The organism is Streptomyces sp. NPDC057939 (assembly GCF_042887545.1).
Classification (GTDB): Bacteria; Actinomycetota; Actinomycetes; order Streptomycetales; family Streptomycetaceae; genus Streptomyces.
Map to the genome: position 1 here is coordinate 121,211 of NZ_JBHVPG010000016.1, position 24,170 is coordinate 145,380.

At 72.6% G+C, this 24,170-nt stretch carries 23 protein-coding genes; 14 read left to right on the plus strand and 9 right to left on the minus strand.

Annotated features, from left to right (window positions below):
* Positions 1-7: 7 nt before the first annotated feature.
* A complete protein-coding gene (locus ACFVS6_RS19710; RefSeq protein ID WP_389705339.1) occupies positions 8-1,270 on the minus strand; it encodes a Gfo/Idh/MocA family protein in 1,263 nt (420 codons plus the stop codon).
* A 434-nt stretch (positions 1,271-1,704) separates the two neighbouring features.
* Here ACFVS6_RS19710 and ACFVS6_RS19715 point away from each other — a divergent pair, with 434 nt between their 5' ends.
* Entirely contained in the window at positions 1,705-2,352 is a 648-nt protein-coding gene (locus ACFVS6_RS19715; protein WP_389705340.1) for a hypothetical protein, read from the plus strand.
* A 191-nt stretch (positions 2,353-2,543) separates the two neighbouring features.
* Here ACFVS6_RS19715 and glnA read toward each other — a convergent pair whose 3' ends face one another.
* On the minus strand, positions 2,544-3,905 hold the full coding sequence (gene glnA, locus ACFVS6_RS19720) for a type I glutamate--ammonia ligase (RefSeq protein ID WP_073914665.1): 1,362 nt from the start codon (positions 3,903-3,905) through the stop codon (positions 2,544-2,546).
* Positions 3,906-4,079: 174 nt separating this feature from the next.
* Between glnA and ACFVS6_RS19725 the strand changes: the two genes are divergently transcribed.
* The 4 genes from ACFVS6_RS19725 (at position 4,080) to ACFVS6_RS19740 (ending at position 6,487) form a co-directional block, all read left to right on the plus strand.
* Positions 4,080-4,457 (plus strand): hypothetical protein, encoded by a 378-nt coding sequence (locus ACFVS6_RS19725; RefSeq protein ID WP_389705341.1) that lies wholly within the window; start codon positions 4,080-4,082, stop codon positions 4,455-4,457.
* Positions 4,458-4,531: 74 nt separating this feature from the next.
* Positions 4,532-5,194 carry a DUF3105 domain-containing protein gene (locus ACFVS6_RS19730; RefSeq protein WP_389705342.1) on the plus strand — a complete coding sequence of 221 codons (663 nt, stop codon included), beginning with the start codon at positions 4,532-4,534 and terminating at the stop codon, positions 5,192-5,194.
* A complete protein-coding gene (locus tag ACFVS6_RS19735; RefSeq protein ID WP_389705343.1) occupies positions 5,191-5,868 on the plus strand; it encodes a DUF305 domain-containing protein in 678 nt (225 codons plus the stop codon). Before ACFVS6_RS19730 ends, ACFVS6_RS19735 begins: the two co-directional genes overlap by 4 nt.
* 199 nt (positions 5,869-6,067) lie before the next feature.
* Positions 6,068-6,487, plus strand: coding sequence for a CBS domain-containing protein (locus ACFVS6_RS19740; RefSeq protein ID WP_389705345.1), 420 nt, complete (start codon positions 6,068-6,070; stop codon positions 6,485-6,487).
* A gap of 89 nt (positions 6,488-6,576) precedes the next feature.
* Here the strand turns inward: ACFVS6_RS19740 and ACFVS6_RS19745 are convergent, their stop codons facing one another.
* Both ACFVS6_RS19745 and ACFVS6_RS19750 read right to left on the minus strand, forming a co-directional pair.
* Entirely contained in the window at positions 6,577-7,461 is an 885-nt protein-coding gene (locus tag ACFVS6_RS19745; protein WP_389705346.1) for an alpha/beta fold hydrolase, read from the minus strand.
* Complete coding sequence (locus ACFVS6_RS19750) at positions 7,458-8,168, minus strand: DUF998 domain-containing protein (RefSeq protein WP_389705348.1); 711 nt, start codon at positions 8,166-8,168, stop codon at positions 7,458-7,460. Before ACFVS6_RS19750 ends, ACFVS6_RS19745 begins: the two co-directional genes overlap by 4 nt.
* A gap of 316 nt (positions 8,169-8,484) precedes the next feature.
* Between ACFVS6_RS19750 and ACFVS6_RS19755 the strand changes: the two genes are divergently transcribed.
* Both ACFVS6_RS19755 and ACFVS6_RS19760 read left to right on the plus strand, forming a co-directional pair.
* Positions 8,485-9,957 carry a hypothetical protein gene (locus ACFVS6_RS19755; RefSeq protein WP_389705350.1) on the plus strand — a complete coding sequence of 491 codons (1,473 nt, stop codon included), beginning with the start codon at positions 8,485-8,487 and terminating at the stop codon, positions 9,955-9,957.
* A 65-nt stretch (positions 9,958-10,022) separates the two neighbouring features.
* The gene (locus ACFVS6_RS19760) at positions 10,023-11,777 is read left to right on the plus strand and encodes an NAD+ synthase (RefSeq protein ID WP_389705352.1); all 1,755 of its coding nucleotides are present in this window, start codon (positions 10,023-10,025) and stop codon (positions 11,775-11,777) included.
* Positions 11,778-11,837: 60 nt separating this feature from the next.
* On the opposite strand, the gene ACFVS6_RS19765 is transcribed toward ACFVS6_RS19760, so the two are convergent.
* Positions 11,838-12,866, minus strand: a complete 1,029-nt coding sequence (locus ACFVS6_RS19765) for an endonuclease/exonuclease/phosphatase family protein (protein ID WP_389705354.1) — start codon at positions 12,864-12,866, stop codon at positions 11,838-11,840.
* Positions 12,867-13,174: 308 nt separating this feature from the next.
* On the opposite strand from ACFVS6_RS19765, the gene panB reads away from it, so the two are divergent.
* The 3 genes from panB to ACFVS6_RS19780 all read left to right on the plus strand — a co-directional run bounded on the left by panB (position 13,175) and on the right by ACFVS6_RS19780 (position 16,013).
* Positions 13,175-14,032, plus strand: coding sequence for a 3-methyl-2-oxobutanoate hydroxymethyltransferase (panB, locus tag ACFVS6_RS19770; protein ID WP_389705356.1), 858 nt, complete (start codon positions 13,175-13,177; stop codon positions 14,030-14,032).
* A 98-nt stretch (positions 14,033-14,130) separates the two neighbouring features.
* On the plus strand, positions 14,131-15,162 hold the full coding sequence (locus ACFVS6_RS19775; protein WP_389705358.1) for an ATP-binding cassette domain-containing protein: 1,032 nt from the start codon (positions 14,131-14,133) through the stop codon (positions 15,160-15,162).
* Complete coding sequence (locus tag ACFVS6_RS19780; protein ID WP_389705360.1) at positions 15,159-16,013, plus strand: ABC transporter permease; 855 nt, start codon at positions 15,159-15,161, stop codon at positions 16,011-16,013. The genes ACFVS6_RS19775 and ACFVS6_RS19780 overlap by 4 nt, the downstream gene beginning before the upstream one ends.
* 65 nt (positions 16,014-16,078) lie before the next feature.
* Here the strand turns inward: ACFVS6_RS19780 and ACFVS6_RS19785 are convergent, their stop codons facing one another.
* On the minus strand, positions 16,079-19,555 hold the full coding sequence (locus tag ACFVS6_RS19785; protein ID WP_389705362.1) for a BTAD domain-containing putative transcriptional regulator: 3,477 nt from the start codon (positions 19,553-19,555) through the stop codon (positions 16,079-16,081).
* A 61-nt stretch (positions 19,556-19,616) separates the two neighbouring features.
* Between ACFVS6_RS19785 and ACFVS6_RS19790 the strand changes: the two genes are divergently transcribed.
* A complete protein-coding gene (locus ACFVS6_RS19790) occupies positions 19,617-20,420 on the plus strand; it encodes a site-2 protease family protein (protein WP_389705364.1) in 804 nt (267 codons plus the stop codon).
* A 19-nt stretch (positions 20,421-20,439) separates the two neighbouring features.
* Here ACFVS6_RS19790 and ACFVS6_RS19795 read toward each other — a convergent pair whose 3' ends face one another.
* Positions 20,440-20,619, minus strand: a complete 180-nt coding sequence (locus ACFVS6_RS19795) for a hypothetical protein (RefSeq protein WP_389705366.1) — start codon at positions 20,617-20,619, stop codon at positions 20,440-20,442.
* Between the two features lie 139 nt (positions 20,620-20,758).
* Positions 20,759-21,463: an NADPH-dependent F420 reductase gene (gene npdG / locus ACFVS6_RS19800; protein WP_389705368.1), complete on the minus strand. Its 705-nt coding sequence runs from the start codon at positions 21,461-21,463 to the stop codon at positions 20,759-20,761.
* 105 nt (positions 21,464-21,568) lie between these two features.
* On the opposite strand from npdG, the gene ACFVS6_RS19805 reads away from it, so the two are divergent.
* On the plus strand, positions 21,569-22,174 hold the full coding sequence (locus ACFVS6_RS19805) for a hypothetical protein (RefSeq protein ID WP_389705370.1): 606 nt from the start codon (positions 21,569-21,571) through the stop codon (positions 22,172-22,174).
* A gap of 19 nt (positions 22,175-22,193) precedes the next feature.
* Here the strand turns inward: ACFVS6_RS19805 and ACFVS6_RS19810 are convergent, their stop codons facing one another.
* Complete coding sequence (locus tag ACFVS6_RS19810; RefSeq protein ID WP_389705380.1) at positions 22,194-22,436, minus strand: hypothetical protein; 243 nt, start codon at positions 22,434-22,436, stop codon at positions 22,194-22,196.
* A 71-nt stretch (positions 22,437-22,507) separates the two neighbouring features.
* Here ACFVS6_RS19810 and map point away from each other — a divergent pair, with 71 nt between their 5' ends.
* Both map and ACFVS6_RS19820 read left to right on the plus strand, forming a co-directional pair.
* A complete protein-coding gene (gene map / locus ACFVS6_RS19815) occupies positions 22,508-23,365 on the plus strand; it encodes a type I methionyl aminopeptidase (RefSeq protein WP_389705372.1) in 858 nt (285 codons plus the stop codon).
* Between the two features lie 130 nt (positions 23,366-23,495).
* On the plus strand, positions 23,496-24,143 hold the full coding sequence (locus ACFVS6_RS19820; RefSeq protein WP_281210988.1) for a heme oxygenase (biliverdin-producing): 648 nt from the start codon (positions 23,496-23,498) through the stop codon (positions 24,141-24,143).
* The last annotated feature ends 27 nt before the right edge of the window (positions 24,144-24,170 follow it).

Genomic DNA, 24,170 nt, shown 5'->3' on the forward strand with positions numbered 1-24,170 from the left:
CCGGCCCTCAGAAGGCGCCGTCGGGCGGGCCCACGGTCTCGACGGTGCCGCCACGGCGTGCGCGTTCGACCGCCAGTACCGTCAGGTGGCTGGTGAGGGACTCCCGCGGCCCGGACCTCACGAGGGCGGGGTCGCCCGCGGCCACGGACGCGACGAAGGCGTCCATCAGCCCGGCGTCACCGCCGCCGTGACCGCCGCCCGCGTCCGCCGTCCCCTCGACACCGACCTCGACGCTCTCCTCGCGGCGGGTCAGGAAGTCGTACACCCGCACCCGCCTGCCGTCGCCCCGCAGTTCGCCGCGGGTCCCGAAGACACGGGTCCGACGGTCGGCCTGTTCGGTGAACGCGGTCATGGTGAACGTGGCCGTGGCCCCGGAGCCGAACTCCATGGACACCACCTGGTGGTCGACCACGTCGTTGTCGCAGGCGTACACGCACCGCCCGTACGGCCCCTCCCGCAGCGCCGTCTCCAGGGCCCGCGGGGTGAACTCGTCGATCACCACGCTCAGCGGCCATCCGTGCCTGCCCGCGGCGAGCCGGTCACCGTAGTCCCGCGGGGCGGAGTACGGGCACGTGGCCTCCACCGAACAGTCCAGGCAGCGGTCGGCGGCGCCGGCGGGCCTGTTCCCGGCATGGAAGTGGGAGAGCCGACCGAAGCTGGAAACGCGCACCGGCGGCTGCCCCAGCACGTACTGCAACCAGTCGAGGTCGTGGCAGGACTTCGCCATGATCATGGACGTCGATTCGTCCTCCCGCCGCCAGTTGCCCCGGACGAACGAGTGCGCCTGGTGCCAGAACCCGACCGGTTCGAGGTGCTGCACGCTGACGACCTCCCCGAGACGGCCGGAGTCGACCACCCGCTTCAGCGCCTGCGTGTAGGGGGTGTAGCGCAGCACGTGGCCGACCGCGAGGATCACCCCGGCCTCCTCCACGGCGGCGACGATGCGCCGACAATCGACCTCCGTCAACGCCATCGGCTTCTCCAGCAGGATGTGGCAGCCGAGCCCGGCGAACGCGAGTACGGGCTCCACGTGATCGCGGTCCAGCGTGCAGACGAGCACCGCGTCCGCGACCCGGCCGCGGGCGGCCAGCACCCGCCAGTCGTCCACCGCCGCGTCGGGCTCCAGCCCGTGCGCGGCGACGAGCCGGTCCCGCCGGACCTTGCGCGGCTCGGCCACCGCCACGACCCGGGCCCGCCCGGGATGCTCCAACGCCCAGGCCGCGTACCCCGTTCCCCGCTGCCCGGCACCGACCACGGCGAGAGTGATCATCGAAGCCCCTTCCCCTCTCCCCCGACCCCGCCCGCACGAACGGCGCCGGCACCCACGAATCCGACGCCGACCGACCACCGGCGACTCCCCACCCCATTGCGGCACTTGCCGCACCGCACCGTCAACACCCCCACACCAAGAGGCCTTTCGCGGGACAGGAGATACTCGGCCAGTGAGCCGGGGGCCTGCTCCGAAGGGGCATTCAGCAAGCTGCGACGCAATCGGCCCACGAAATCGAGGACGACCGTGGGGGCGGACACCACTATGAGCCTCCGGCTGACAGCAAGGACTCGGTTCAGAGCCTTGTGGACGTCGATGCACCCATGTTGGGTCCGCGAATCGGCCGCAGACCGCCGATCCGGGTCGGGACGTACGGGACTCGGCTCGCGCCGCGACCCCGGCCCCAACTGCACGGCAGGTACTAGCCTGTCCCGATGGGACTCGACATCACCGTGCTCACGGTCGACTGGGAGCACCTGGCACGGATCCCGGCGGACGACAGGGTGAACGTACTGGGCGATGTCGCCTGTCCCGACTTCTGCTGTGAGGCGTGCGAAGACGCCGACTACGCCGTGACGGGCGGCTGGGTGTGGCGTCGGCAGGTGTCCTGGTGCGCCGAGTACCGGTTCCACGGAACCACCGGTTCCTACGGCTGGCACCCCCGATTGGGCAATGCCTGGGAGGACGTACGGACCTCGGTGGCGCCCGAACTGCGGGACGCCTTGGACCACTTCCTGCGCGGCCTGTTCTGGGCCGGCCCGGACGACCTCATGGGGACCGATCCCACGACCGCCGCGGGGCAGGAACGGCCCGCCGCGCGCGGTTTCCCCAACGACCCCGCTCCGTGGCGTCCCCGGGTGCTCCTGCTCAGAGCCCCCGAGGAGGTGTCGGAGCTGGTCCGCTCCTGGCAGGTGGCCGCTCCTCGGCTGGAGGAACTGCGCGGGCCCTTCGAAGCCGGGGCCGCCGGGTGGGCGGGCCGGCCCGCCGGCTTCGACGCTGCCGCAGCGCTGTTGCGAGAATGGGGCGACGTGGCCACGGAGGCCGGCGCCCGGCGATGGGGCCTGGTCGGTCTCCCCTTCTAGGCCCGATGCCGTGTCGTCGGCGTTCGGCGTTCGGTGTCCGGCGTCAAGGGGTGCGGGTGGTCGATGGGCACCTCGGGTTCCGCGTCCGACGGCCCGCAGACGGCCCCGGGGAATGAGACGGCCCCGGGCCGGCGGTCGGTGACCGCCGGCCCGGGGTGTCAGGCATGGCTCGAAAGGGCTCTGAACCGCCCTTACAGCACCGGCATCATCTTGCGCAGCTCGAAGGCCGTGACCTCGCTCCGGTACTCCTCCCACTCCTGCTTCTTGTTGCGCAGGAAGAAGTCGAAGACGTGCTCGCCCAGGGTTTCGGCGACGAGTTCGCTGCGTTCCATCAGGGAGATGGCCTCGCCGAGGTTCTGCGGGAGGGGTTCGATGCCCATGGCGCGGCGTTCGGCGTCGGAGAGGGCCCAGACGTCGTCGTCGGCTCCGGCCGGGAGTTCGTAACCCTCCTCGATGCCCTTGAGGCCCGCCGCGAGGAGGACCGCGTACGTCAGGTACGGGTTCGCGCCGGAGTCGATCGAGCGGACCTCGACGCGCGAGGAGCCCGTCTTGCCCGGCTTGTACATCGGGACGCGGATCAGGGCCGAGCGGTTGTTGTGGCCCCAGCAGATGTACGAGGGGGCCTCGCCGCCCGAGCCGGCGGTGCGGGAGGAGCCGCCCCAGATGCGCTTGTACGAGTTGACCCACTGGTTGGTGACCGCCGCCGTCTCCGCCGCGTGGCGCAGCAGGCCGGCGATGAAGGAGCGGCCGACCTTCGAGAGCTGGTACTCGGCGCCCGACTCGTAGAAGGCGTTGCGGTCGCCCTCGAAGAGGGAGAGGTGGGTGTGCATGCCCGAGCCCGGGTACTCCGAGAACGGCTTCGGCATGAAGGTGGCCTGGACGCCCTGTTCGAGGGCGACCTGCTTCATGACGAGGCGGAAGGTCATGATGTTGTCGGCCGTCGAGAGGGCGTCGGCGTAGCGGAGGTCGATCTCCTGCTGGCCGGGCGCGCCCTCGTGGTGGCTGAACTCGACCGAGATGCCCATCGATTCGAGCATGGTGATCGCCTGGCGGCGGAAGTCCATGCCGACGTTCTGCGGGGTGTGGTCGAAGTAGCCGGAGTTGTCGGCGGGGACCGGGCGGGACCCGTCCAGCGGCTTGTCCTTCAGCAGGAAGAACTCGATCTCCGGGTGGGTGTAGAAGGTGAAGCCCAGGTCGGAGGTCTTGGCGAGGATGCGCTTGAGGACGTAGCGGGGGTCCGCGAAGGACGGGGAGCCGTCCGGCATGAGGATGTCGCAGAACATCCGGGCGGTCCCGGGGGCCTCGGCGCGCCACGGCAGTATCTGGAACGTGCTCGGGTCCGGCTTGGCGATCATGTCGGACTCGTAGACCCGGGCGAAGCCCTCGATCGCGGAGCCGTCGAAACCGATGCCTTCGTCGAAGGCCTGCTCCAGTTCGGCGGGTGCGACAGCGACGGACTTGAGAAAGCCCAGTACGTCGGTGAACCACAGGCGCACGAAGCGGATGTCGCGCTCCTCAAGCGTCCGGAGGACGAATTCCTGCTGCTTGTCCATGGCTTCATCCTCGCAGTTCAGACGGCCTGTGCACCACCGCCCCGAGGAGCGGGTGGGCACAGTCGGGCCGGCCCAGTATCGCCGGCGGTGGTTTCCGCCACATTACGCACCCCCGAAAGGTGATGACACCCCGCACTGACCGCGGGACGGTCATGAGCATTACCATCGGCGCCCATGGGGGCCGGGGAGCACATCGGGCGCGGGGACCGCGGGCGTCAGCCCGTGCGCCGCGCTGCCGTCGTGCTGCTGATCGCCTTCGGGGTGGCGGCCGTGATGGCCTTCCTGTGCGTGCGGCCCGCCGACGCGCACGTGCCGGACCCCGTACGGGCGCAGTCCGCGCACGCCGTCTGCGTGTCCCCGTACGACCTGCCGGGGTGCTCGCCGCTGTCCCGCGTGACGCCGGCCGTGCTGCCGGCGCCGCCGCCCGCCGTGGCGCTCGTGGGGGCCGGGTCCGGTGTTGCCGCCCGTACGGCGCCGGTGGGGCCGGTCCGCCCTCCCGGGACGCTCGCCCGTGCCCCCGACCTGCACGCCCTGCAAGTGCTGCGGACCTGACGGGTCCCGCTCCGCACCGCACCGCACCACAGGCTCGACCCCGACACCCCCCTCACCAGAAGGAACCAGGGCACATGGCCAGCAGGACGTCCGACCAGCACTCCCGCCAGACGCGCATAGCCGAGATGCGCCGCGCCGACAAAGCACGCGATCGGCGCAACAAGATCATCGCCATCACGGCCTCGACGGCGATCGTCGCCGGGCTCGTCGGCTTCGGCGCTTGGGTGCTGATCGACCAGAAGCAGAAGGACGAGGCGGTCGCGAAGGCCAAGGCCGCCGCCATCAAGAACCCGGTCAGCGGCGAGCAGGAGTGGGACGCGAAGAAGCTCGGCCGCAACCACGTCGAGACGCCGGTGAAGTACGAGATGAACCCGCCCGTCGGCGGGGACCACCACCCGCGCTGGATGAACTGCAACGGCGACGTCTACACGGAGCCGGTCCCCGAGGTGAACGCCGTCCACTCGCTGGAGCACGGCGCGGTGTGGGTGACGTACAACGACAAGGCCCCCAAGGGCGACCTGGACAAGCTCTCCGAGAAGGTGCGCAAGACCCCGTACACGCTGATGAGCCCGGTCAAGGAGCAGACCGGAGCGATCATGCTCAGCGCGTGGGGCAAGCAGGTGACGGTGGAGAGCGCGGCCGACCCCCGGGTCGAGCAGTTCTTCACCAAGTACGTGATGGGCTCGCAGACCCCCGAGCCGGGTGCGGCCTGCACGAACGGGCTGACCGGCAAGTGAACCGTACGTACTGGGCCGCGGGCGCGGCCGTCGTCCTGGCCGTGCTGTTCGCGGTCGGGGCCACGGTCGCCACCGCGAGCGGCTCGGGCGGCGGCGACGCGGCCCGCACCCCGGGGCTGCACTCCCCCGACGCGGGGTTCGCCCGGGACATGGCGGTGCACCACCAGCAGGCGGTCGAGATGTCGTTCATCGTCCGCGACCGCACGCAGGACGAGGCCGTTCGCACCCTCGCCTACGACATCGCCAACACCCAGGCCAACCAGCGCGGCATGCTGCTGGGCTGGCTGGACCTGTGGGGGCTGCCAAAGGTGGTCGCCGACGAGCCGCCGATGTCCTGGATGGGGACTGCCGAGGGCGGGGGGCACGGCGCGCACTCCGGGCACGCCGCGGCCCCCACCGGCTCCGCCGGATCCGGGGCGATCATGCCGGGCATGGCCACGAAGGAGGAGCTGACGCGGCTCGGCGCCGCCGGCGGCCGGGACGCCGAGGTGCTCTACCTCCAGCTGATGACCGACCACCACAAGGGCGGCGTCGCGATGGCGGAGGGCTGTGCGCGCCAGTGCCAGACCCCGGCGGAGCGGGCGCTGGCCCAGGGCATGGTCGAGGCCCAGCAGTCCGAGCTCACCCTGATGGCGGACATGCTGAAGCAGCGCGGGGCGGCGCCGCGCGGCTGACGCGCCCGGCTCGTCCGCGAGCGCCCGTACGGGTGAGGAGGCCCGGTCTCCCAGCCGTACGGGCGCTTCCGCTTTCGCGTCGGGCGCGGTGGGGTCGAGCCCCGTGGAGTCGCGTACTCCGAACGGGCGAACGAGGATGGGGACGCCGGGACGGACGCGTCCGCGCCCGCCGCGACGGCGTGCTCAGGAGGTTCTCACGATGACCACCGCCGGAGAGATCATGCACCCCGGGGCCCAGTGGATTCCCGCCACCGAGACCCTGGACCGGGCCGCTCAGCTCATGAGCCGCCTCAACGTGGGCGCGCTGCCCATCAGTGACACCGAACAACGGCTTTGCGGCATCCTGACCGACCGCGACATCGTGGTGGGCTGCGTGGCCATGGGGCACGACCCGTCGAAGATCACGGCGGGCGACATGGCCAAGGGAACGCCGCGCTGGATCGACGCGGGCGCGGACGTCTCCGAGGTGTTGCAGGAGATGCAGGACCACCAGATCAAGCGACTGCCCGTGATCAGGGACAAGAAGCTCGTCGGCATGATCAGCGAGGCCGACCTGGCCCGGCACCTCTCGGACAAGCAGATAGCCGACTGGGCGGAGCAGGTCTACGCCCGGGGCTGACGGGTCCACGCGCGGGGGCGACGGGCCCGCGAACGCGCGGCCGACGGGCTCGCGCACAGCGGGACCGCCGGAACTTCGGGCCTACGGGCCTACGCACGATGCCCCCGGGGCCGCTCGGCGGCCTCCAGGACCGCCCGTGCCACCTGGTGCGGGCGGTCCAGCATGACCAGGTGCCCGGACGGTTCCGCCACCTCGAAGCGGGCGTCGAGCAGCTCGGCCAGGGCCTCCTGCCGGGCGAGCCAGCGCCGTGCCGTGCGCCCGGAGCCGCCGACGTGACCCACCATGACGGTGGCGGGCGCCTCCAGGGGGTGCGTACCGCGCAGGGCGGCCACCTCGGCGGCCGTGTCCGGGTAGCGGGAGTTCTCCAGCAGCGCCCCGCGCCAGACGCGGCCGGTGCGGTAGCAGCGGCGTACGAGGTCCTGCGGGGCCGGGTCGCCGCCACCGGTCCGCGAGGCCCGTACGACCAGGCCGCGGGCGGCCGGGCCGAGCGCGGCGGGGAGTCCGGCGGCGGTCACCGCCCGGCCGAGGGCCCGGGCCGCGCCGGTGCGCAGCGCGGCGGGCAGCAGCGCGCGCGGGTGTTCCTCGACGCTGGAGTCGAGGAGGACGACGGCCGCGGTGCGCCCGGGGTACAGGCGGGCGAAGGCCTCGGCGTGGAACCCGGCGATGGAGTGCCCGACGACGGTGACGGGCCCGGAGTCGGTGACCGGGCCGAGGGCGTCGAGGAGGGCGGCGATCCGGTGCGCCTCCCCGGCCGCGGTCGCGGGTTCCGCGGCGGGCCCGCTCAGCCCGTGTCCGGGCCGGTCGAAGCGGACGACGGTGCGGCCCCGGTCGGCGAGGAGCCGGGCGACCGGGTCCCAGTCGAACCAGGCCATGGCGAGCCCGGCGGCCAGCACGCACACCGGTCCGCGCCCCTCGACGAGCACGTGCAGCGGGACCCCGTCGACGCGCACGAAGCGTCCGGCGCCGTCGTTCACGTCCGGCGCTCGCGGTGGACGGAATGGGCGAGCAGCCCCAGCCAGAGCGCCACGAGCAGCACCTGGAGCCGCTGGCCGGCGCCGAGGGCCCAGGTTCCGTGACCGGCGGTGAACATGGCGATGGCGGTCAGGGTCCAGGCGGTGGCGAGGAGTTCCAGGGCGACGAGGGCGGGACCGTAGCGGGCGAGCGGGGCGAACCAGCCGTAGCGGCGGGCGGCGATGGTGAGGGCGACTATGCCGGTGAGGGCGCCGGTCATGGCGAGACTGCTGCTGACGGCATGGGCCTGATGGGTGGCGGGGACCAGTCCGGCGGTCTCGCGGGCGGCGCATTCGGGGTCCACGGTGGGCGCGCAGCTGAGCGGCAGCCAGGCGTCGGCGGCGGTGGCCGCGCCGAAGAGGGTGATGCCGGCCCAACCGATGACCGCCCAGGGGCGGCGGGACTCGGCGTACCGCACCAGACGGGCCAGGGCGAGGAGTCCGCCGAGGAGGACGAGGACGCCCGCGGTGAAGTCGGTGGCGCGGAACAGGCCGCCGAGGGGCTGGTCCTGCGCGGCGAGCTCGCTGACGTACGTCTCGATGGGGTTGAGGCCGGTCGAGAGGACGACTTCCAGCACCCACGCGGTGTAGGCGGCGGCGCCGAGACCGATCAGGGTGGCGACGGGCCAGGCGCTCCGCACGGAGGGGCCGTTGCTGCCATTTGTACGCATAGTGTGACTAATCCTAAGCAGATCCGGGTCCGGTCCCCCGGTCGGAACCACCGGGCCGACCGGGCCCACGGGAGGTAGGACGAACGGGCACCCGCCGACGTTGCCCGCGCCGCGCGTGGCGGTCACCACTGCGGGGGCGGCGAAGCCGGGGGCGGATGGTGGCGCCCCGCGGCGGAGCGATCGCCACGGACCGTGCGAAGTCGGTGGATACCGGGCCCGGATCGCGCACCGGGAGGACGAAGTCGGTTGGTGGGGCTGCCCCGTCGTGGCAGGCTGGCGCACGCCCCGCCCACCCACCGCCCGAGGACGCCCCGGTATGAGCACGCCCCCGAACCCGCCCAGCGACCCCGTCGGCCCGCCGACGGAGGCCGAGGGGACGCCCATACCCGAGACCCCGGCGCGGACGTCCCTGTCGAAGTCCCCCTCCACCGAACCCACCCCGACCGACGCGCCCCCGGCCACCCCGACCACGTCGCTGAGCAAGCCCCCGCAGGACGCGCCCCCGGCGGCCCCGGCCACCCCGGCCACCTCGCTGAGCAAGACCCCGCAGGACGCGCCGCCCGCCGCACCCGCGGCCCCCGCCGTCGCCCCTCCGGTGCCGACGCCGACGCCCACGCCGACCCCGGCTCCGGCTCCGGCTCCGACCGCGGCTCCCGCTCCGGCTCCGGCGCTGCACGACCACTTCGGGCCCGACGTTCCCCCGGCGGCTCCCCCGGCCCCCGCGCCCGTGGAACCGCCCGCCGCCGGCTTCGGCGCCCCCGCGGCGGCGGAGGCCCCCGCGACGCCCGCGGCCCAGGCCGAGCACAACCCGTTCGCGCCTCCCGCCCCCGGCGGGTTCGCGCCGCTCACGCCGCCCCCGCCGCCCGCCGGCGGCTACGGCGCACCGGCCAACGCCTGGGGAGCCCCGGCCGGCCCCGCCTTCGGGTATCCGGGTCAGCCGGGGTACCCCGGCCAACAGGCCCCTCCCGGCTACCCGGGCCACCCGGGCCATCCCGGCTACCCGCCCCACCCCGGATACGCCGGCTACCCGGCGCCCGCCCCGTCCACCAACGGGCTCGCCGTCGCCTCCCTGACCCTCGGCATCATCGCGATCCCGGTGACCTTCGCCCCGTTCTTCTTCTGGCTCGGCACCATCATCGGCCTCACCGGTCTCGGCATGGGCATCGGCGCCATGGCCGCCGCCCGGCACGGCGCCGCCCGCAAGGGCATGGCCCTCGTGGGCACGATCCTGGGCGTGGTCAGCATCCTGACCTCCGTCGGCGGCGGGTTCCTGACCGTGGCCGTGGCCCGGAGCTCGTCCGAGAGCATCGACGAGGACTGGGAGGAGGACGAGCCCTTCACCATGCCGTCGGGCGGCCCGACGTTCAGCCTGCCGCCCAAGCCCCGCGACGAGGGCCCGGGCATCAGCACCCCGCTGCCGTTCGGCCAGACGTACTCGTACCCGAACGGCATCAAGGTGAGCCTGTCGTCGCCGAAGAAGTACGTCACCAACAGCAAGGTCATCGAGGTCGGCAACGCCGTGCAGCTGACGCTCACCATCACCAACACCACGAACAAGCCGCACGAGGTCATCTACGCCGTGCCCGACATCAAGGACGAGAAGGGCAACGAGGGCAAGGTCGTCTACGACGTCCGGATGCCGCAGCACGTGGAGGGCGTCATCGAGCCGGGCCGGTCCGCGACCGGCACGATCGCCTACGAGATTCCCGAGGGCGCCGAGCGCATCGACGCCGTGATCTCCCCCGGCGTCCTGCTGCGGGACGTCAAGTTCAGCGGCCCGATCGGCTGACGCCGACAGGCCCGGATGCCCGGACCACAGGACATCGCGTCAGAAAGACGATTAGACTGGGCGACGTGCCTCAACTACGTCTCGCTCTGAATCAGATCGACTCGCACGTCGGCAACATCGCCGCCAACGCGGACTCGATCGTCCACTGGACCCGGCACTCCGCCGAGCAGGGCGCTCACCTGGTGGCGTTCCCGGAGATGGTGCTGACCGGGTACCCCGTCGAGGACCTCGCCCTGCGCGGCTCCTTCGTCGAGGCCTCCCGCGAGGCGCTCCGCGAGCTCGCGGAGCGCCTCGCGGCGGAGGGCCTCGGCGAACTGCCGGTGGTCGTCGGCTACCTCGACCGCACCGAGCAGGCCGTGCCCCGCCTCGGCAAGCCCGCCGGGTCCCCGGAGAACGCGGCCGCCGTCCTGCACGGCGGCCGGGTGGTGCTGCGCTTCGCCAAGCACCACCTCCCCAACTACGGCGTCTTCGACGAATTCCGGTACTTCGTGCCGGGCAACACCCAGCCGGTCGTCCGGGTCCGCGGCATCGACGTGGCCCTGGCCATCTGCGAGGACCTCTGGCAGGACGGCGGCCGCGTCCCGGCCACCCGTTCGGCCGGGGCCGGGTTGTTGATCTCCGTCAACGCCTCCCCGTACGAGCGCAACAAGGACGACGTGCGCCTCGAACTGGTCCGCAAGCGGGCCCAGGAGGCCGGTTGCACCCTCGCCTACGTCGCCATGATGGGCGGCCAGGACGAGCTGGTCTTCGACGGCGACTCGATCGTCGTGGACGCCTCCGGCGAGGTCGTCGCCCGCGCCCCGCAGTTCTCCGAGGGCTGCGTGCTGGTCGACCTGGACCTCCCGGCCGCCTCGCCGGACGCCCCGGAGGGCATCGTCGACGACGGCCTGCGGATCGACCGCGTCGTCCTCTCCGAGGAGCCGGTGGAACCGTACGAGTCCGTCGTCCCCGGCGGCTACGCGGAGCGCCTCGACGACGACGAGGAGATCTACGACGCGCTCGTCGTGGGCCTGCGCGCCTACGTCAGGAAGAACGGTTTCCGGTCGGTCCTGATCGGCCTGTCGGGCGGCATCGACTCCGCGCTCGTCGCCGCCATCGCCTGTGACGCGATCGGCGCGCAGAACGTGTACGGCATCTCGATGCCGTCGAAGTACTCCTCGGACCACTCCCGGGGCGACGCGGCCGGGCTCGCCGAGCGGACCGGCCTGAACTTCCGGACCGTGCCGATCGAGCCGATGTTCGACGCCTACATGGGTTCGCTGGGCCTGACCGGCCTGGCGGAGGAGAACCTCCAGTCCCGGCTGCGCGGCACCATGCTGATGGCGGTCTCCAACCAGGAGGGCCACATCGTGCTGGCCCCGGGCAACAAGTCCGAGCTGGCGGTCGGCTACTCGACCCTCTACGGGGACTCCGTCGGCGCGTACGGCCCGATCAAGGACGTCTACAAGTCGGACGTCTTCCGTCTCGCCCGGTACCGCAACCGGGCCGCCTTCGACCGCGGCGAGATCCCGCCGATCCCGGAGAACTCGATCGTGAAGCCGCCGAGCGCCGAGCTGCGCCCGGGCCAGGTGGACACGGACTCCCTGCCGGACTATCCGGTGCTGGACGCGATCCTGGACCTGTACGTGGACCGCGACCAGGGGCTGGACGCCATCGTCGCGGCCGGCTTCGACCGCGAGCTGGTCGCCAGGACCCTGCGCATGGTCGACACGGCGGAGTACAAGCGCCGCCAGTACCCGCCGGGCACGAAGATCTCCGCGAAGGGCTTCGGCAAGGACCGTCGGCTGCCCATCACGAACGGCTGGCGCGAACGGTCGTAGGCACGGCCGCGCCGACCGGGGCAGCGCTCGCGGCCACGGCCGCGAGCGCCACGGCCACGACTAAGGCTTGACGGTGAGGCGGGCCGCGATCGGCAGGTGGTCGCTGCCCGTGCGCGGCAGCGTCCAGGAGGCCTCCGGCTTGATGCCGCGCACCATGATCTGGTCGATGCGGGCCATCGGGAACTGCGCGGGCCAGCTGAAGCCGAAGCCGTCGCCCGCCGCACCCTGGGTGGAACGCATCTGCGAGGTGACCTCGGACAGGGCCCGGTCGTTCATGGTGCCGTTGAGGTCACCGAGCAGGATGACCTTCCGCAGCGGTTCGGCGGCGAGCGCCGCGCCCAGCGCGTCGGCACTGTTGTCGCGCTGGTTCGCGGTGAAACCGGCGTTGAGCTTGACCCGTACCGAGGGGAGGTGGGCGACGTAGACGCCGATCGCGCCCGTGGGACCGGCCACGGTGGTGCGCATGGCCCGGACCCAGCCGAGGCGGATGTCGACGGGCTTGCTGGAGGTCAGCGGGTACTTGCTCCACACGCCGACGGTGCCCTCGACGGCGTGGTACTTGTACGTGTCCGCCAGCGCCTTCTCGTATATCGGGACGGCGCTCGCCTTGAGCTCGGTCAGCGCCAGCACGTCGGCCTTGGACTTCGCCACGGACTCGGCGGTGCCCTGCGGGTCGAGGTTGTCGGCGTCGACGTTGTGCGCGGCGACCATCAGGTTGCCGCCGGCGCCCGACTTGTCGGTGACGAGGCCGCCGAAGAGGTTCGCCCAGACCACGGTGGTCAGCAGTATCGAGATCAGCGCGGTGGCCGACTTGCGGATCACCGCCGCGACCAGCAGCACCGGCACCATCAGGCCCAGCCAGGGCAGGAAGGTCTCGGTGAGGCTGCCCAGGTTGCCGACGTCGTTGGGCAGCTCCGCGTGCAGGATCATGACCAGCGAGGTCACGGCGGCCAGTGAGGCGGTCACGATGCCGCGCTTCCAGATGCCCCGGTCGTGCCTCAGTCCGGCCAGCCGGCGCCGGAGACCGGTTCGCGAGGGCCCCGGCTCGGAGCCGCCGTTCCCCGTCTCCGTCATGTACGCCTGTGCCATGCCCATGTCCTCGCTGCCGTGCTCGCGCTCCGTCCCCGCCCCTTGACCCTAGGCGATGCGCGGAGCCTTCGGTGCCGTCCTTCGCGGCCATACAACCGGAGGGACGAACGGCCGTGCGGCAAGGGTTCCGCTTGTCACGAAACGCGCACATTGGCTCGGGCGCGCCCTGAGCCGGAGCAGGAGTGTGACGGACCGGTCATCGGCCGCCCTACGTGGTACTTCCGTCGTGGGCCGGACGGGTGCCACCATGGTGGGTGAGTCCGGGGACGCCGTGAGGGCGCCTCGAGATGACACAAGGAGCAGTTGCAATGTCGCATGCCGTTTCGCCTGCCCGCGAAGCCTCTCCGACCCTGTACGGGGGTGCGGGCACCCGCCGCATCACCGTCCGCGACCTCACCCTCGCCAAGGAACGCGGCGAGAAGTGGCCCATGCTCACCGCCTACGACGCGATGACCGCGTCCGTGTTCGACGAGGCCGGGATCCCGGTCATGCTCGTCGGCGACTCGATGGGCAACTGTCACCTCGGCTACGAGACCACCGTCCCCGTGACGATGGACGAGATGACCCTGCTGTCGGCGGCCGTCGTACGGGGCACCAGCCGGGCCCTGATCGTCGGCGACCTGCCGTTCGGCTCGTACCAGGAGGGCGCCGTGCAGGCGCTGCGCAGCGCGACCCGACTCGTCAAGGAGGCCGGGGTCGGGGCGGTCAAGCTGGAGGGCGGCGAGCGTTCGCTGCACCAGACCGAGCTGATCGTGCAGTCCGGCATCCCCGTCATGTCGCACCTGGGCCTGACCCCGCAGTCCGTGAACGCCATGGGCTACCGGGTGCAGGGCCGCACCGACGAGGCCGCGCACCAGCTGCTGCGCGACGCGAAGGCCGCGCAGGACGCGGGTGCCTTCGCGGTGGTCCTGGAGCTGGTCCCGGCCGAGCTGGCCGCCGAGGTCACCCGGTCCCTGCACATCCCGACCGTGGGCATCGGCGCGGGCTCGGAGTGCGACGCGCAGGTGCTGGTGTGGACCGACATGATGGGTCTGACCGGCGGGAAGATGCCGCGGTTCGTGAAGCAGTACGCCAACCTCCGCAAGACGATGGGTGACGCGGCGAAGGCCTTCGCCGAGGACGTCGTCGGCGGATCGTTCCCGCAGGCGGAGCACGCCTTCCACTAGATCGGGGCCCGGCCCGACGCCCCGCCGACACGGATGTCGGCGGGGCGTCGTCCGCCTGTCGGACGCTTGTAGGGGCTTTGTCAGTGGCGGATGGTCCCATGGTGGGCATGACGCGAAACGACAACCATCCCAACGCTGTGGAAGTGCGGGGTCTGGTCAAGCACTACGGCGAGACCAAGGCCCTCGACGGTGTGGACCTCGATGTGCGCGAGGGCACCGTCCTCGGGGTCCTCGGCCCCAACGGCGCGGGCAAGACGACCCTGGTGCGCTGCCTGTCCACCCTGGTCGTCCCGGACGCCGGCACCGCCCGGGTCGCCGGTTACGACGTGGTCCGCCAGCCCCGGCAGCTGCGCCGGACCATCGGCCTGACCGGGCAGTACGCCTCGGTCGACGAGAAGCTCTCCGGCTGGGAGAACCTCTACATGATCGGCCGGCTGCTGGACCTGTCCCGCAAGGACGCCCGGCTGCGCGCGGACGAGATGCTGGAGCGGTTCTCCCTGACCGAGGCGGCGAAGAAGGCCGCCATGAACTACTCCGGTGGCATGCGCCGCCGGCTCGACCTCGCGGCGTCGCTGATCGGCAACCCGGCCGTCCTCTACCTGGACGAGCCGACCACCGGTCTCGACCCCCGCACCCGCAACGAGGTGTGGGACGAGGTCCAGCGGCTGGTCGCCGAGGGCGCGACCGTCCTGCTGACCACGCAGTACATGGAGGAGGCCGAGCAGCTCGCCAGTGAGCTGACGGTCATCGACCGCGGCAAGGTCATCGCCAACGGCAAGGTCGACGAGCTGAAGGCGCGCGTGGGGGGCCGCACCCTGCGGGTCCGTCCCGTGGACCCGTCCGACCTGCCGGGCATGGCCCGCTCCCTCGCGGAGGCCGGGCTGGACGGCATCGCCGGTTCGCAGGCCGTGCCGGACGAGGGCGCGCTGCTGGTCCCGATCCTGAGCGACGAGCAGCTGACCGCAGTGGTCGGGCTGCTGGCCGCCCGCGGGTACGCGATCGCCGACCTCGGCACGTACCTGCCCAGCCTCGACGAGGTGTTCCTGTCCATCACCGGGCAGAAGCCGTCGTCCGTCGAGGACTCCGTCACCGCCGAGAAGACCGAGCAGAATCAGGAGGTCGCGGCATGAGCACCGTAACCACGACGAAGCAGCCCGCCGACACCGCGTCCCTCCCGGCTCCCGCGGTCGCGCCGCCCGGCGAGGGCCGGATCGGCCTGCGGGCCAACCTGCGGCACATCGGCGCCCTGGTGCGCCGCAACGCCCTCCAGATCAAGCAGGACCCCGAGTCGATGTTCGACGTCCTGTTCATGCCGATCATCTTCACGCTGCTGTTCGTGTTCGTCTTCGGCGGCGCGGTCTCCGGCAAGGGCAACCAGGGCGAGTACGTCAGCTACCTGGTCCCCGGTCTGATGGCGATGATGGGGATGAACATCGCCATGGCGGTGGGCACCGGCGTCAACGACGACTTCAAGAAGGGCGTGATGGACCGCTTCCGGTCCATGCCGATCGCCCGGTCGTCGGTCCTCCTCGCGAAGATCGTCGTCGAGATCGGCCGGATGCTGATCGCCATCGCGATCCTGCTCTGCGTCGGTTTCATCCTCGGCCTGTCGATCGACGGCTCGGTGCTGGACCTGTTCTTCGCCATCGGCCTGTCGGTCGTCTTCGGCGCCTCACTGATGTGGATCTTCATCCTGCTGGGTCTCACGATGAAGACCGCGCAGGCCGTCCAGGGCATGGCGATGCTGGTCCTGATGCCGCTCCAGTTCGGCAGCTCGATCTTCGCGAAGCCGGACACCATGCCGGGCTGGCTGCAGAGCTTCACCGACTACAACCCGCTGTCCAACCTGGCCGACGCCGCCCGCGCCCTGATCAACGGCGCGCCGCTCGGCAACTCGGTGTGGATGACCCTGGCCTGGTCCGTCGCCATCACGGCGATCACCATGCCGCTGGCCGTCCGCAAGTTCCGCCAGAAGACCTGACCCCCGCCGGGTCGCAACGGTCCGTTCGGATCGCGTCCCGGACGGGCCCCCGACCCGGGCCCGGATCAGAACAGGGCGGTGGCCTCCTCCAGGGTGAGGCCGCCGCCTTCGGCGTACGCCGCCTCGTACGCCGCGTCGCCCAGCGCCGCCCGCACCAGTTCCTCGGCGCGGGCGGAGTCCTCGCGTTCGGTCGACACGGGGAAGTGCCCGGCGGGCAGCAGGGCCCGGTAGGCGCCGATCAGCCGGGCGGCGTCGCGCAGCCGCCGGTCGCCGCCGAGCAGCGCCAGGGAGAGGCCGGCGGTCATCAGGTAGACGGCGGGCATCTGGGGGGCCACCAGCCGCGCCATCGGCTCCTGGACGGAACCCATGGCCTGCCGGATCCGGTCCAGGGCGTCCTCGTAGCGGCCCTCCTGGTTGTCCAGCCAGGCCATCGTGCCGAGCAGGAAGCCGTCGAAGACGGCGAACGCGCCGAACGCGAACTCGTCGCGCAGGAGTTGGAGCTGTTCCCGGGCCTCGACGGTGCGCCCGGTGCGCCCGAGGATGCCCGCGAGGAACATCCGGGCCGCCGGCAGGGCCTCGTTGCCGTACTGCTGGACCGTGGCCGTGACGTCCTTGAGGATCTGCTCGGCCTCCTCGTGCCGGCCGCTCTCGGAGAGCGTCCCGGCCATCCGGACGCGCAGCACCGCCACCTGGGCCCTGGCGCCGAGGCGTTCGGCGTAGGCGATGGCCTCGCGGTAGTCGCGGGTGGCCGGACCGTACTCGCCTCGCTTCTCCAGGGATTCGGCGCGCGCCGACAGCGCTTCGGCGCAGCCCCAGGCGTCGCCGAGGTCGCGGAACAGCGCCAGGCTCTCGTCGGCGTCGCGGGCGGCGTCGCCGGCCCAGTCGGCGCGGTTGGCGAGGACGTTGGCGCGCAGTTGGAGCGCGGAGGCCAACTCCCAGCGGTAGCCGAGCGCGCGGGCGGTGGTGACGGTCGCGTCCACGACCTCCTTGAGCAGCCCGGGGTTGCCCGAGATCATGACGGCGTAGATCCACAGCGAGCTGGGTGTGCGGCAGGTCTGCGGCAGTCCCGGCCGGTAGGCGGTGAGCACCCCCTCGACCTGGGCCCGGACGTCCGGGCTGTTCCAGGTGTCGTTGGTCTGGTCCCGGGCGGCGAGCCGGACCAGGTGGACGGCGCGCCAGGCCTCGGTGAGGAGTTCGCCGGAGTAGGGCGGAGGCGAGTCGACGAGCCGTTCGTGGACGGGCTCGGCGGGGACCACGGGCGGGGTGAAGGGGTCGGGGCCGAGCGTCGCGGCCGCCTCGGTCCAGTGCCGGGACTCGGCCCGCAGGTCGTGCATGTGCCAGTACCAGCCCAGCGAGTGGATCAGGCACAGCACCTCGTCGGCGTCGCGGGTGGCGACGGCCCGGCGCAGGGCGGTGCGCAGGTTCTCGTACTCGGTGGCCAGCCGGTCGGCGGCGGCCCGCTGACCGTGCCCGCGGAGCAGGGGTTCGGTGGTGCGGGCGAGTTCGCGGTAGTGGACGAGGTGACGGTGCTCGGTGGCGCCAAGGTCCCCCGGCGCCTCGGCGAGGCGTTCGCCGGCGTACTCGCCGACGGTCTCCAGGAGGCGGTAGCGCATGTCGGAGCCGTCGGGGCCGGGGGTGGCGACGACGAGGGACTTGTCGACGAGGGAGCCGAGGGTGTCGGCGATGTCGAGGGCGCCGTGCGCGCAGACGGTCTCGGCGGCGGCGAGGTCGCAGCCGCCGGCGAAGACGGACAGCCGGCGCAGGACGGTGCGTTCGGCCTCGTCGAGGAGGTCCCAGGACCAGTCGACGACGGCCCGCAGGGTCTGTTGGCGGGGCAGGACCGTGCGGGATCCGCTGGTGAGGAGCCGGAAGCGGTCGTCGAGCCGGTCGGCGATCTGGCGCGGGGTGAGCAGCCGCAGTCGGGCGGCGGCCAGTTCGATGGCGAGCGGCAGGCCGTCGAGGCGGCGGCAGATCTCGGCGGCGGCGACCGGGTCGTCCGCCGGGCTGAAGCCGGGTCGGGCGGCGGCCCCGCGGTCGCCGAGGAGACGGAGCGCGACCGGGTCGGGCAGGGGTTCCACGGGGCGCAGGGTCTCCCCCGGTACGCCGAGGGGTTCGCGGCTGGTGGCCAGGATCTGCACGCCGGGGCAGTGCGTGAGGAGCCGTTCGGCGAGTTCGGCGGCGGCACCGATGACGTGCTCGCAGTTGTCGAGGAGCAGCAGGATCCGGCGGCGTGCGCAGTGTTCGGTGAGCCGGTCGAGGGGGTCGTCGCCGGCCCGGTCGGTCAGGGCCCGGATCTCCTCGGCGGCGGCGCCCCGGAGCTTGGTCTCGCGGGCTCCGAGGGCGGCGAGGACGGCCTCGGCGACGTCCTCGGGGTCGTCGACGGGAGCCAGCTCGACGAGCCACACCCCGTCGGTCCAGGCGTCGGGGAGGTGCGCCCCGTCGGCCGGGGTCGCGTCGGCGCGGGACCGGGCGCGGGCGGCGTGTGCCTCGGCGGCCTCCTGGGAGAGGCGGGTCTTGCCGGCGCCGCCGGGGCCGAGCAGGGTCACGAGCCGGGCGCGGGCGAGGTCCTCGCCGATGACCCGGATGTCGTCCTCGCGGCCGACGAAGGTGGTGAGGCGGGCGCGGAGGTTGCCCGGGGCGGGGGCCGGCACGGAACGCCGGGGGGCCCGGGCGTCCGCGGTCGGCCCGCCGGCGGCCCCGGTGCCGGGCGCGGGGTCCGGGTCCGCGGGCCCCGCGGAAGCGCGGGTCGGCGGGGACGCGGGGAGGACACCGGGCGCGGGCGCGGAGGCGGTGCCCGGCGCGGGCGCGGTGCCCGGCGCGGGGCGCGGGACGGGCGGGCTGAGGAGCTCGGTGTGCAGGGCGCGCAGGGCGGGGCCCGGGTCGGCTCCCAGGCGGGCGGCGAGGTCGCGGCGGACGTCCTCGTAGGCGGCGAGGGCCTCGGCGGGGCGGCCGGCGTCGCGCAGGGCCCGGATCCGCAGCACCTGGAGGGGTTCGTCCAGGGGCCGGCGGGCGCACAGTTCGGCCAGCTCCGGCAGGATCCGCGGGGCGTCGCCGAGTTCGAGGGCCGCGGCGAGCCGGCCCCGGCGCGCGTCGAGGCGCACGGCCTCCCACCGGGCGGCCTCGGCCGCCGGGTCGGGCAGATCGGCCAGGGCCGGTCCGCGCCACAGGGCGAGTGCCTCGTCGTAGCGGGCGGCGGCGCCCGCCGGGTCGGGGGCGTCCGCCGCTTCGCGGACGAGCCGCTCGAAGCGGTACAGGTCGATGTCCTCGCGCCGCGCGTCGAGCAGGTAGCCGCCCTCGGCGGAGCGCACGGCCCCGTGTCCCAGGGCCCGCCGCAGCCGCCCGACGAGGGCCTGGAGCGCGGCGGGGGCGTCGGCGGGTGGTTCCGCGTCCCACACGTCGGCGACCAGCAGGGCGGGCGGGACGGCCCGCCCCGGGCGCAGGGCGAGCGCGGTCAGCAGGGCCCGCAGGCGCGGGCCACCGACGGCGACGGTGCTCCCGTCGTCGCGGATGGCCTGGGCGGTGCCGAGAATCGCGTAATGCACCGGCCCATTGTCGCCGCCCCCGCACTCCTGCCCGCGCACGGGCCGGGGTAGGTTTCGCCGCATGGGTCACCAGGGCAGCCGCAGCGAGCGGCAGATCAGTTCCGTATTCCTCGGCGTGGTCGCCGTCATGGCGGTCACGGGCTGGGCCGTGTGGACGGGCTATGCGGCGAGCCCGGGGTTGGCCGTCTTCCTCTTCGTGACCTCGGCGTGGATCGTCTCGCTGTGCCTGCACGAGTACGCGCACGCCCGCACGGCCCTGCACGGCGGTGACATCAGCGTCGGCTCGAAGGGCTACCTGACGCTGAACCCGCTGAAGTACACGCACCCGTTGCTGAGCATCGTCCTGCCGGTGGTCTTCGTGATCCTGGGCGGGCTCGGTCTGCCCGGTGGCGCCGTGTACATCGAGCGGGGTCGGATCCGGGGCCGTTGGAAGCACAGCCTGATCTCGGCGGCGGGTCCGCTCGTCAACGTGGCCTTCGCCGTGGTGTGCACGGCGCCGTTCTGGCTGGACGCCCTGGACGGGGTGCCGGTGCCGTTCCGGATGGCGCTGGCCTTCCTGGCCCTGCTCCAGGTGTCGGCGGCGATCCTGAACTTCCTGCCGGTGCCGGGGCTGGACGGCTACGGGGTCATCGAGCCGTGGCTGCCGCACCGGGTGCGCCGCGAGGTGGAGCCGCTGGCGCCGTTCGCGCTGATCGGCGTGTTCGCGCTGCTGTGGATCCCGTCCGTCAACACGTTCTTCTTCGACACGGTGAGCGGGGTGCTGAGCGCGCTCGGCGTGTCGGACCTGGACACGTACTGCGGTCGCGACCTGTACCGCTTCTGGAACGACGCCGACGGGTACTTCTGCGCGGTCCCGGCCGAATAGCCCCGGGCGCAGGCCCGGCTCAGACCTTCTGGGGCTTCTCCGCCTTGGCCTTGCGCACGTAGTACCAGGCCATGTTGGACGTCAGGCCGGCCAGCAGCACCCACACGATGCCGAGGAAGCTGCCCTCCACGAAGGCGACCACGGCGGCGGCCACGGCGAGGGCGCAGACGACAACGGCGAACACGGCAAGGCGGGGCATCGGGAACAGCTCCTCGGCGACACGGGGCGGGGTCGAGCTCCTCCAGTGTCCCCCATGCACCCGGCCGCGCACGGCCGGGGCACGGCCGGGGCACGGCCGGGTGCTGCCGGGGCCGCCGCGGGCGGCCCCGGCGGCGGGCTCACACGTCGGTGAGGCGCAGGCCGGCGTGGGCCTTGTAGCGGCGGTTGGTGGAGATCAGGTTGGCGACCATGGCCTCGACCTGGTGGGCGTTTCGCAGCCGGCCTGCGAAGACGCCGCGCATGCCGGGGATGCGGGCGGCGAGGGCCTGGACGAGGTCGGTGTCGGCGCGGGACTCGCCGAGGACCATCACGTCGGTGTCGATCTCCTCCACGGAGGCGTCCTGGAGGAGGACCGCCGAGAGGTGGTGGAAGGCGGCCGTGACGCGGGAGTCGGGGAGCAGGGCGGCGGCCTGCTGGGCGGCGCTGCCCTCTTCGACCTTGAGGGCGTAGGCGCCCTGCTTGTCGAACCCGAGCGGGTTGACGCAGTCCACGACGAGCTTGCCGGCGAGGTCCTCGCGAAGGGCTTCCAGGGTCTTGGCGTGGCCCTCCCACGGCACCGCGATGATCACGATGTCGCTGCGGCGCGCGCAGTCCGCGTTGTCGGCGCCCTCGACCCCGAGGCCGAGTTCCGCGGCGGCGGTCTCGGCCCGGTCGGCGGCGCGGGAGCCGATGATCACCTTCTGGCCGGCGCGGGCGAGCCGGTAGGCGAGGCCACGGCCCTGGTCGCCGGTGCCGCCGAGGACGCCGACGACGAGGCCGGAGACGTCCGGCAGGTCCCAGGGGTCCTTGGCCGGCGGCTTCTGCGTGCTGTCTGTGGAGGTCATGGGGGCGAGGGTACTGCCGAGTAGTCGCCGGTTCGAGTCCCGTGGGGCACGGCCAAGTGGAAGGAAGCGCTCCTGAAGCTGTGCCCGATGGTGCAGGATGCCGTCATGGACGCCGTCAGGGTCGCGCTGCTGCGCGAGGTGCTCGCCGGTACGCAGTGGCCGCGGGAGGCCCGCCGGTTCGCGGGTTCGCTGCGCCGGTCGGTGGCGCCGTCCGGGACCGGTCTGCTGCTGGTCGGCACGGAACAGTACGAACCCTGGCACATGGCCGCGCACCTGGTGGACGAGGCCGCCTGGTCGGGGCTGCCGGAGCTGGCGCCGACGCTGGTGCGCCACCGGGTGCTGCCGGGCGAACCGCCGCACCTGTCGGTGGGGCTGGGGCGGCTGGAGGCGGCCCGGCGCGGGCACACCCTGCTGGTGGTGGCTCCGGAGCGGCCCGACGCGGGGCTGCTGGAGCGGGTCCACGACGCCCGCCGCGCGGGGGCCACCGTACTGGCGCTGGACGGCGGGGACCCCGATCTCGGCACCCTGGCGCACGACGCCCTCTCGGTGCCGCGCGACACCGCCGGGCTGGACCTCGACACGGTGCAGCACCTGGTCAGCGCGGCGGCCGGGGAGAACGGCCCGCCCGCCCGGCGGGGGTCGCGGCGGTTGCGCGACCGGCTGGCTCGGCTGGCCGATCAGCTGACCGCCCCGCCGGCCGGCCGTTGGTAGGCGACGCGGGTCAGTACACCTAGGGCGTCGCGGTCCCGCCCTCGCCCTCCTCGCGGGTCTTGTCGTTCCACTTCGGGTCGTTCTGCCATTCGAGGTTGCGTTCCTGCGCCGTCTCCATGGCGTGACCGGCCTCCTCGGGGCTCCCGTACGGGCCGAAGCGGTCCTTGGCGGGGCAGTCGGGGCCCTCTTCCACCTTGTTGTGGACCAGGCAGTAGTACCACTCGCCCGGTTTGCCCACCTGACGCTTCTTGAACAGGGCCATCGTCGTCCGGCTCCTCTCGATGCTGCTCTCGGAGCCATGCTGCCCCATCCCCGCTGGATACACTCGCTCGCATGTCTGGCCAGTCGCTGCTCGTACCAGGCGAGCTCTCTCCCGTCCGTTCCGTTCCCGGAAACATCCGCCGGCCCGAGTACGTGGGCAAGCCCGCGCCCACTCCGTACACCGGACCGGAGGTGCAGACGGCCGAGACCATCGAGGCCATGCGCATCGCCGGCCGGATCGCCGCCCAGGCGATGGAGGAGGCCGCCAAGCTCATCGCGCCGGGGGTGACCACCGACGAGTTGGACGCGGTCGCGCACGCGTACATGTGCGACCACGGCGCCTACCCGTCGACGCTGGGCTACCGGGGCTTCCCGAAGTCCCTGTGCTCCTCGTTGAACGAGGTCATCTGTCACGGCATCCCCGACTCGACCGTCCTGCGCGACGGCGACATCGTGAACCTCGACGTGACCGCGTACATCGGCGGGGTGCACGGCGACAACAACGCCACCTACCTGTGCGGGGAGGTGGACGAGGAGTCGCGGCTGCTGGTGGAGCGGACCCGCGAGGCCCTGAACCGGGCCATCAAGGCGGTCAAGCCGGGCCGCCAGATCAACATCATCGGCCGGGTCATCGAGTCGTACGCCAAGCGCTTCGGCTACGGGGTGGTCCGGGACTTCACCGGGCACGGCATCAACTCGTCGTTCCACTCCGGTCTGATCATCCCGCACTACGACAGCCCGCACGCCACCACCGTCATCGAGCCCGGCATGACCTTCACGATCGAGCCGATGCTGACGCTGGGCACCCACGACTACGACATGTGGGACGACGGCTGGACCGTGGTGACGAAGGACCGCAAGCGGACCGCGCAGTTCGAGCACACGCTCGTGGTGACGGACAGCGGGGCGGAGATCCTGACCTTGCCGTAGGCATGAACCATCCGGACCTTTTTACCGACAAGCCGTCGGGAACACATTGACTTAGGCAAGCCTAAGTAGGAAGATCGGGCATGGCGGCACTGCCGCCACGCCTGTTTCCCCTTCCTTCCGGAGGTCCGTCTTGGACGCCTTCTCCACGGTCATCCGTGTCGCCTCGCACGAGCAGCACACCGAGGCCGAGACCTCGACGTTCATGAGCGACCTGCTCGGCGGGCGGCTCGGCGTGGACGCGTACACCCGCTACACCGAGCAGCTGTGGTTCGTGTACCGGGCGCTGGAGGAGGCGGCCGACTCCCTCCGGGAGGACCCGGTGGCCGGGCCGTTCATAAGGCCCGAGCTGATGCGCCTGGCCGAGATCGAGCGGGACCTGGCCCACCTGCGCGGGCCCGGCTGGCGCGAGAGCCTGGTCGCGCTGCCCGCGACCGCGGCGTACGCCGAGCGCGTCGCCGAGTGCGCGACGTCCTGGCCCGGCGGTTACGTGGCCCACCACTACACGCGCTACCTGGGCGACCTCTCCGGCGGCCAGATCATCCGCGACAAGGCGGAGCGCACCTGGGGCTTCGAGCGCAAGGGCGACGGCGTCCGGTTCTACGTGTTCGCCGACATCTCCAACCCGGCCGCCTTCAAGCGGACCTACCGGGAGCTGTTGGACGCGATCGCCGCGGACGACCTGGAGAAGCAGCGCATCATCGACGAGTGCAAGCGCGCCTTCGACTTCAACGGCGCGGTCTTCCGCGAGCTGGGCGAGCAGTTCCGCCTCAGCGCCTGACCCCGTCGACGAACGGAGGGCCGGCCC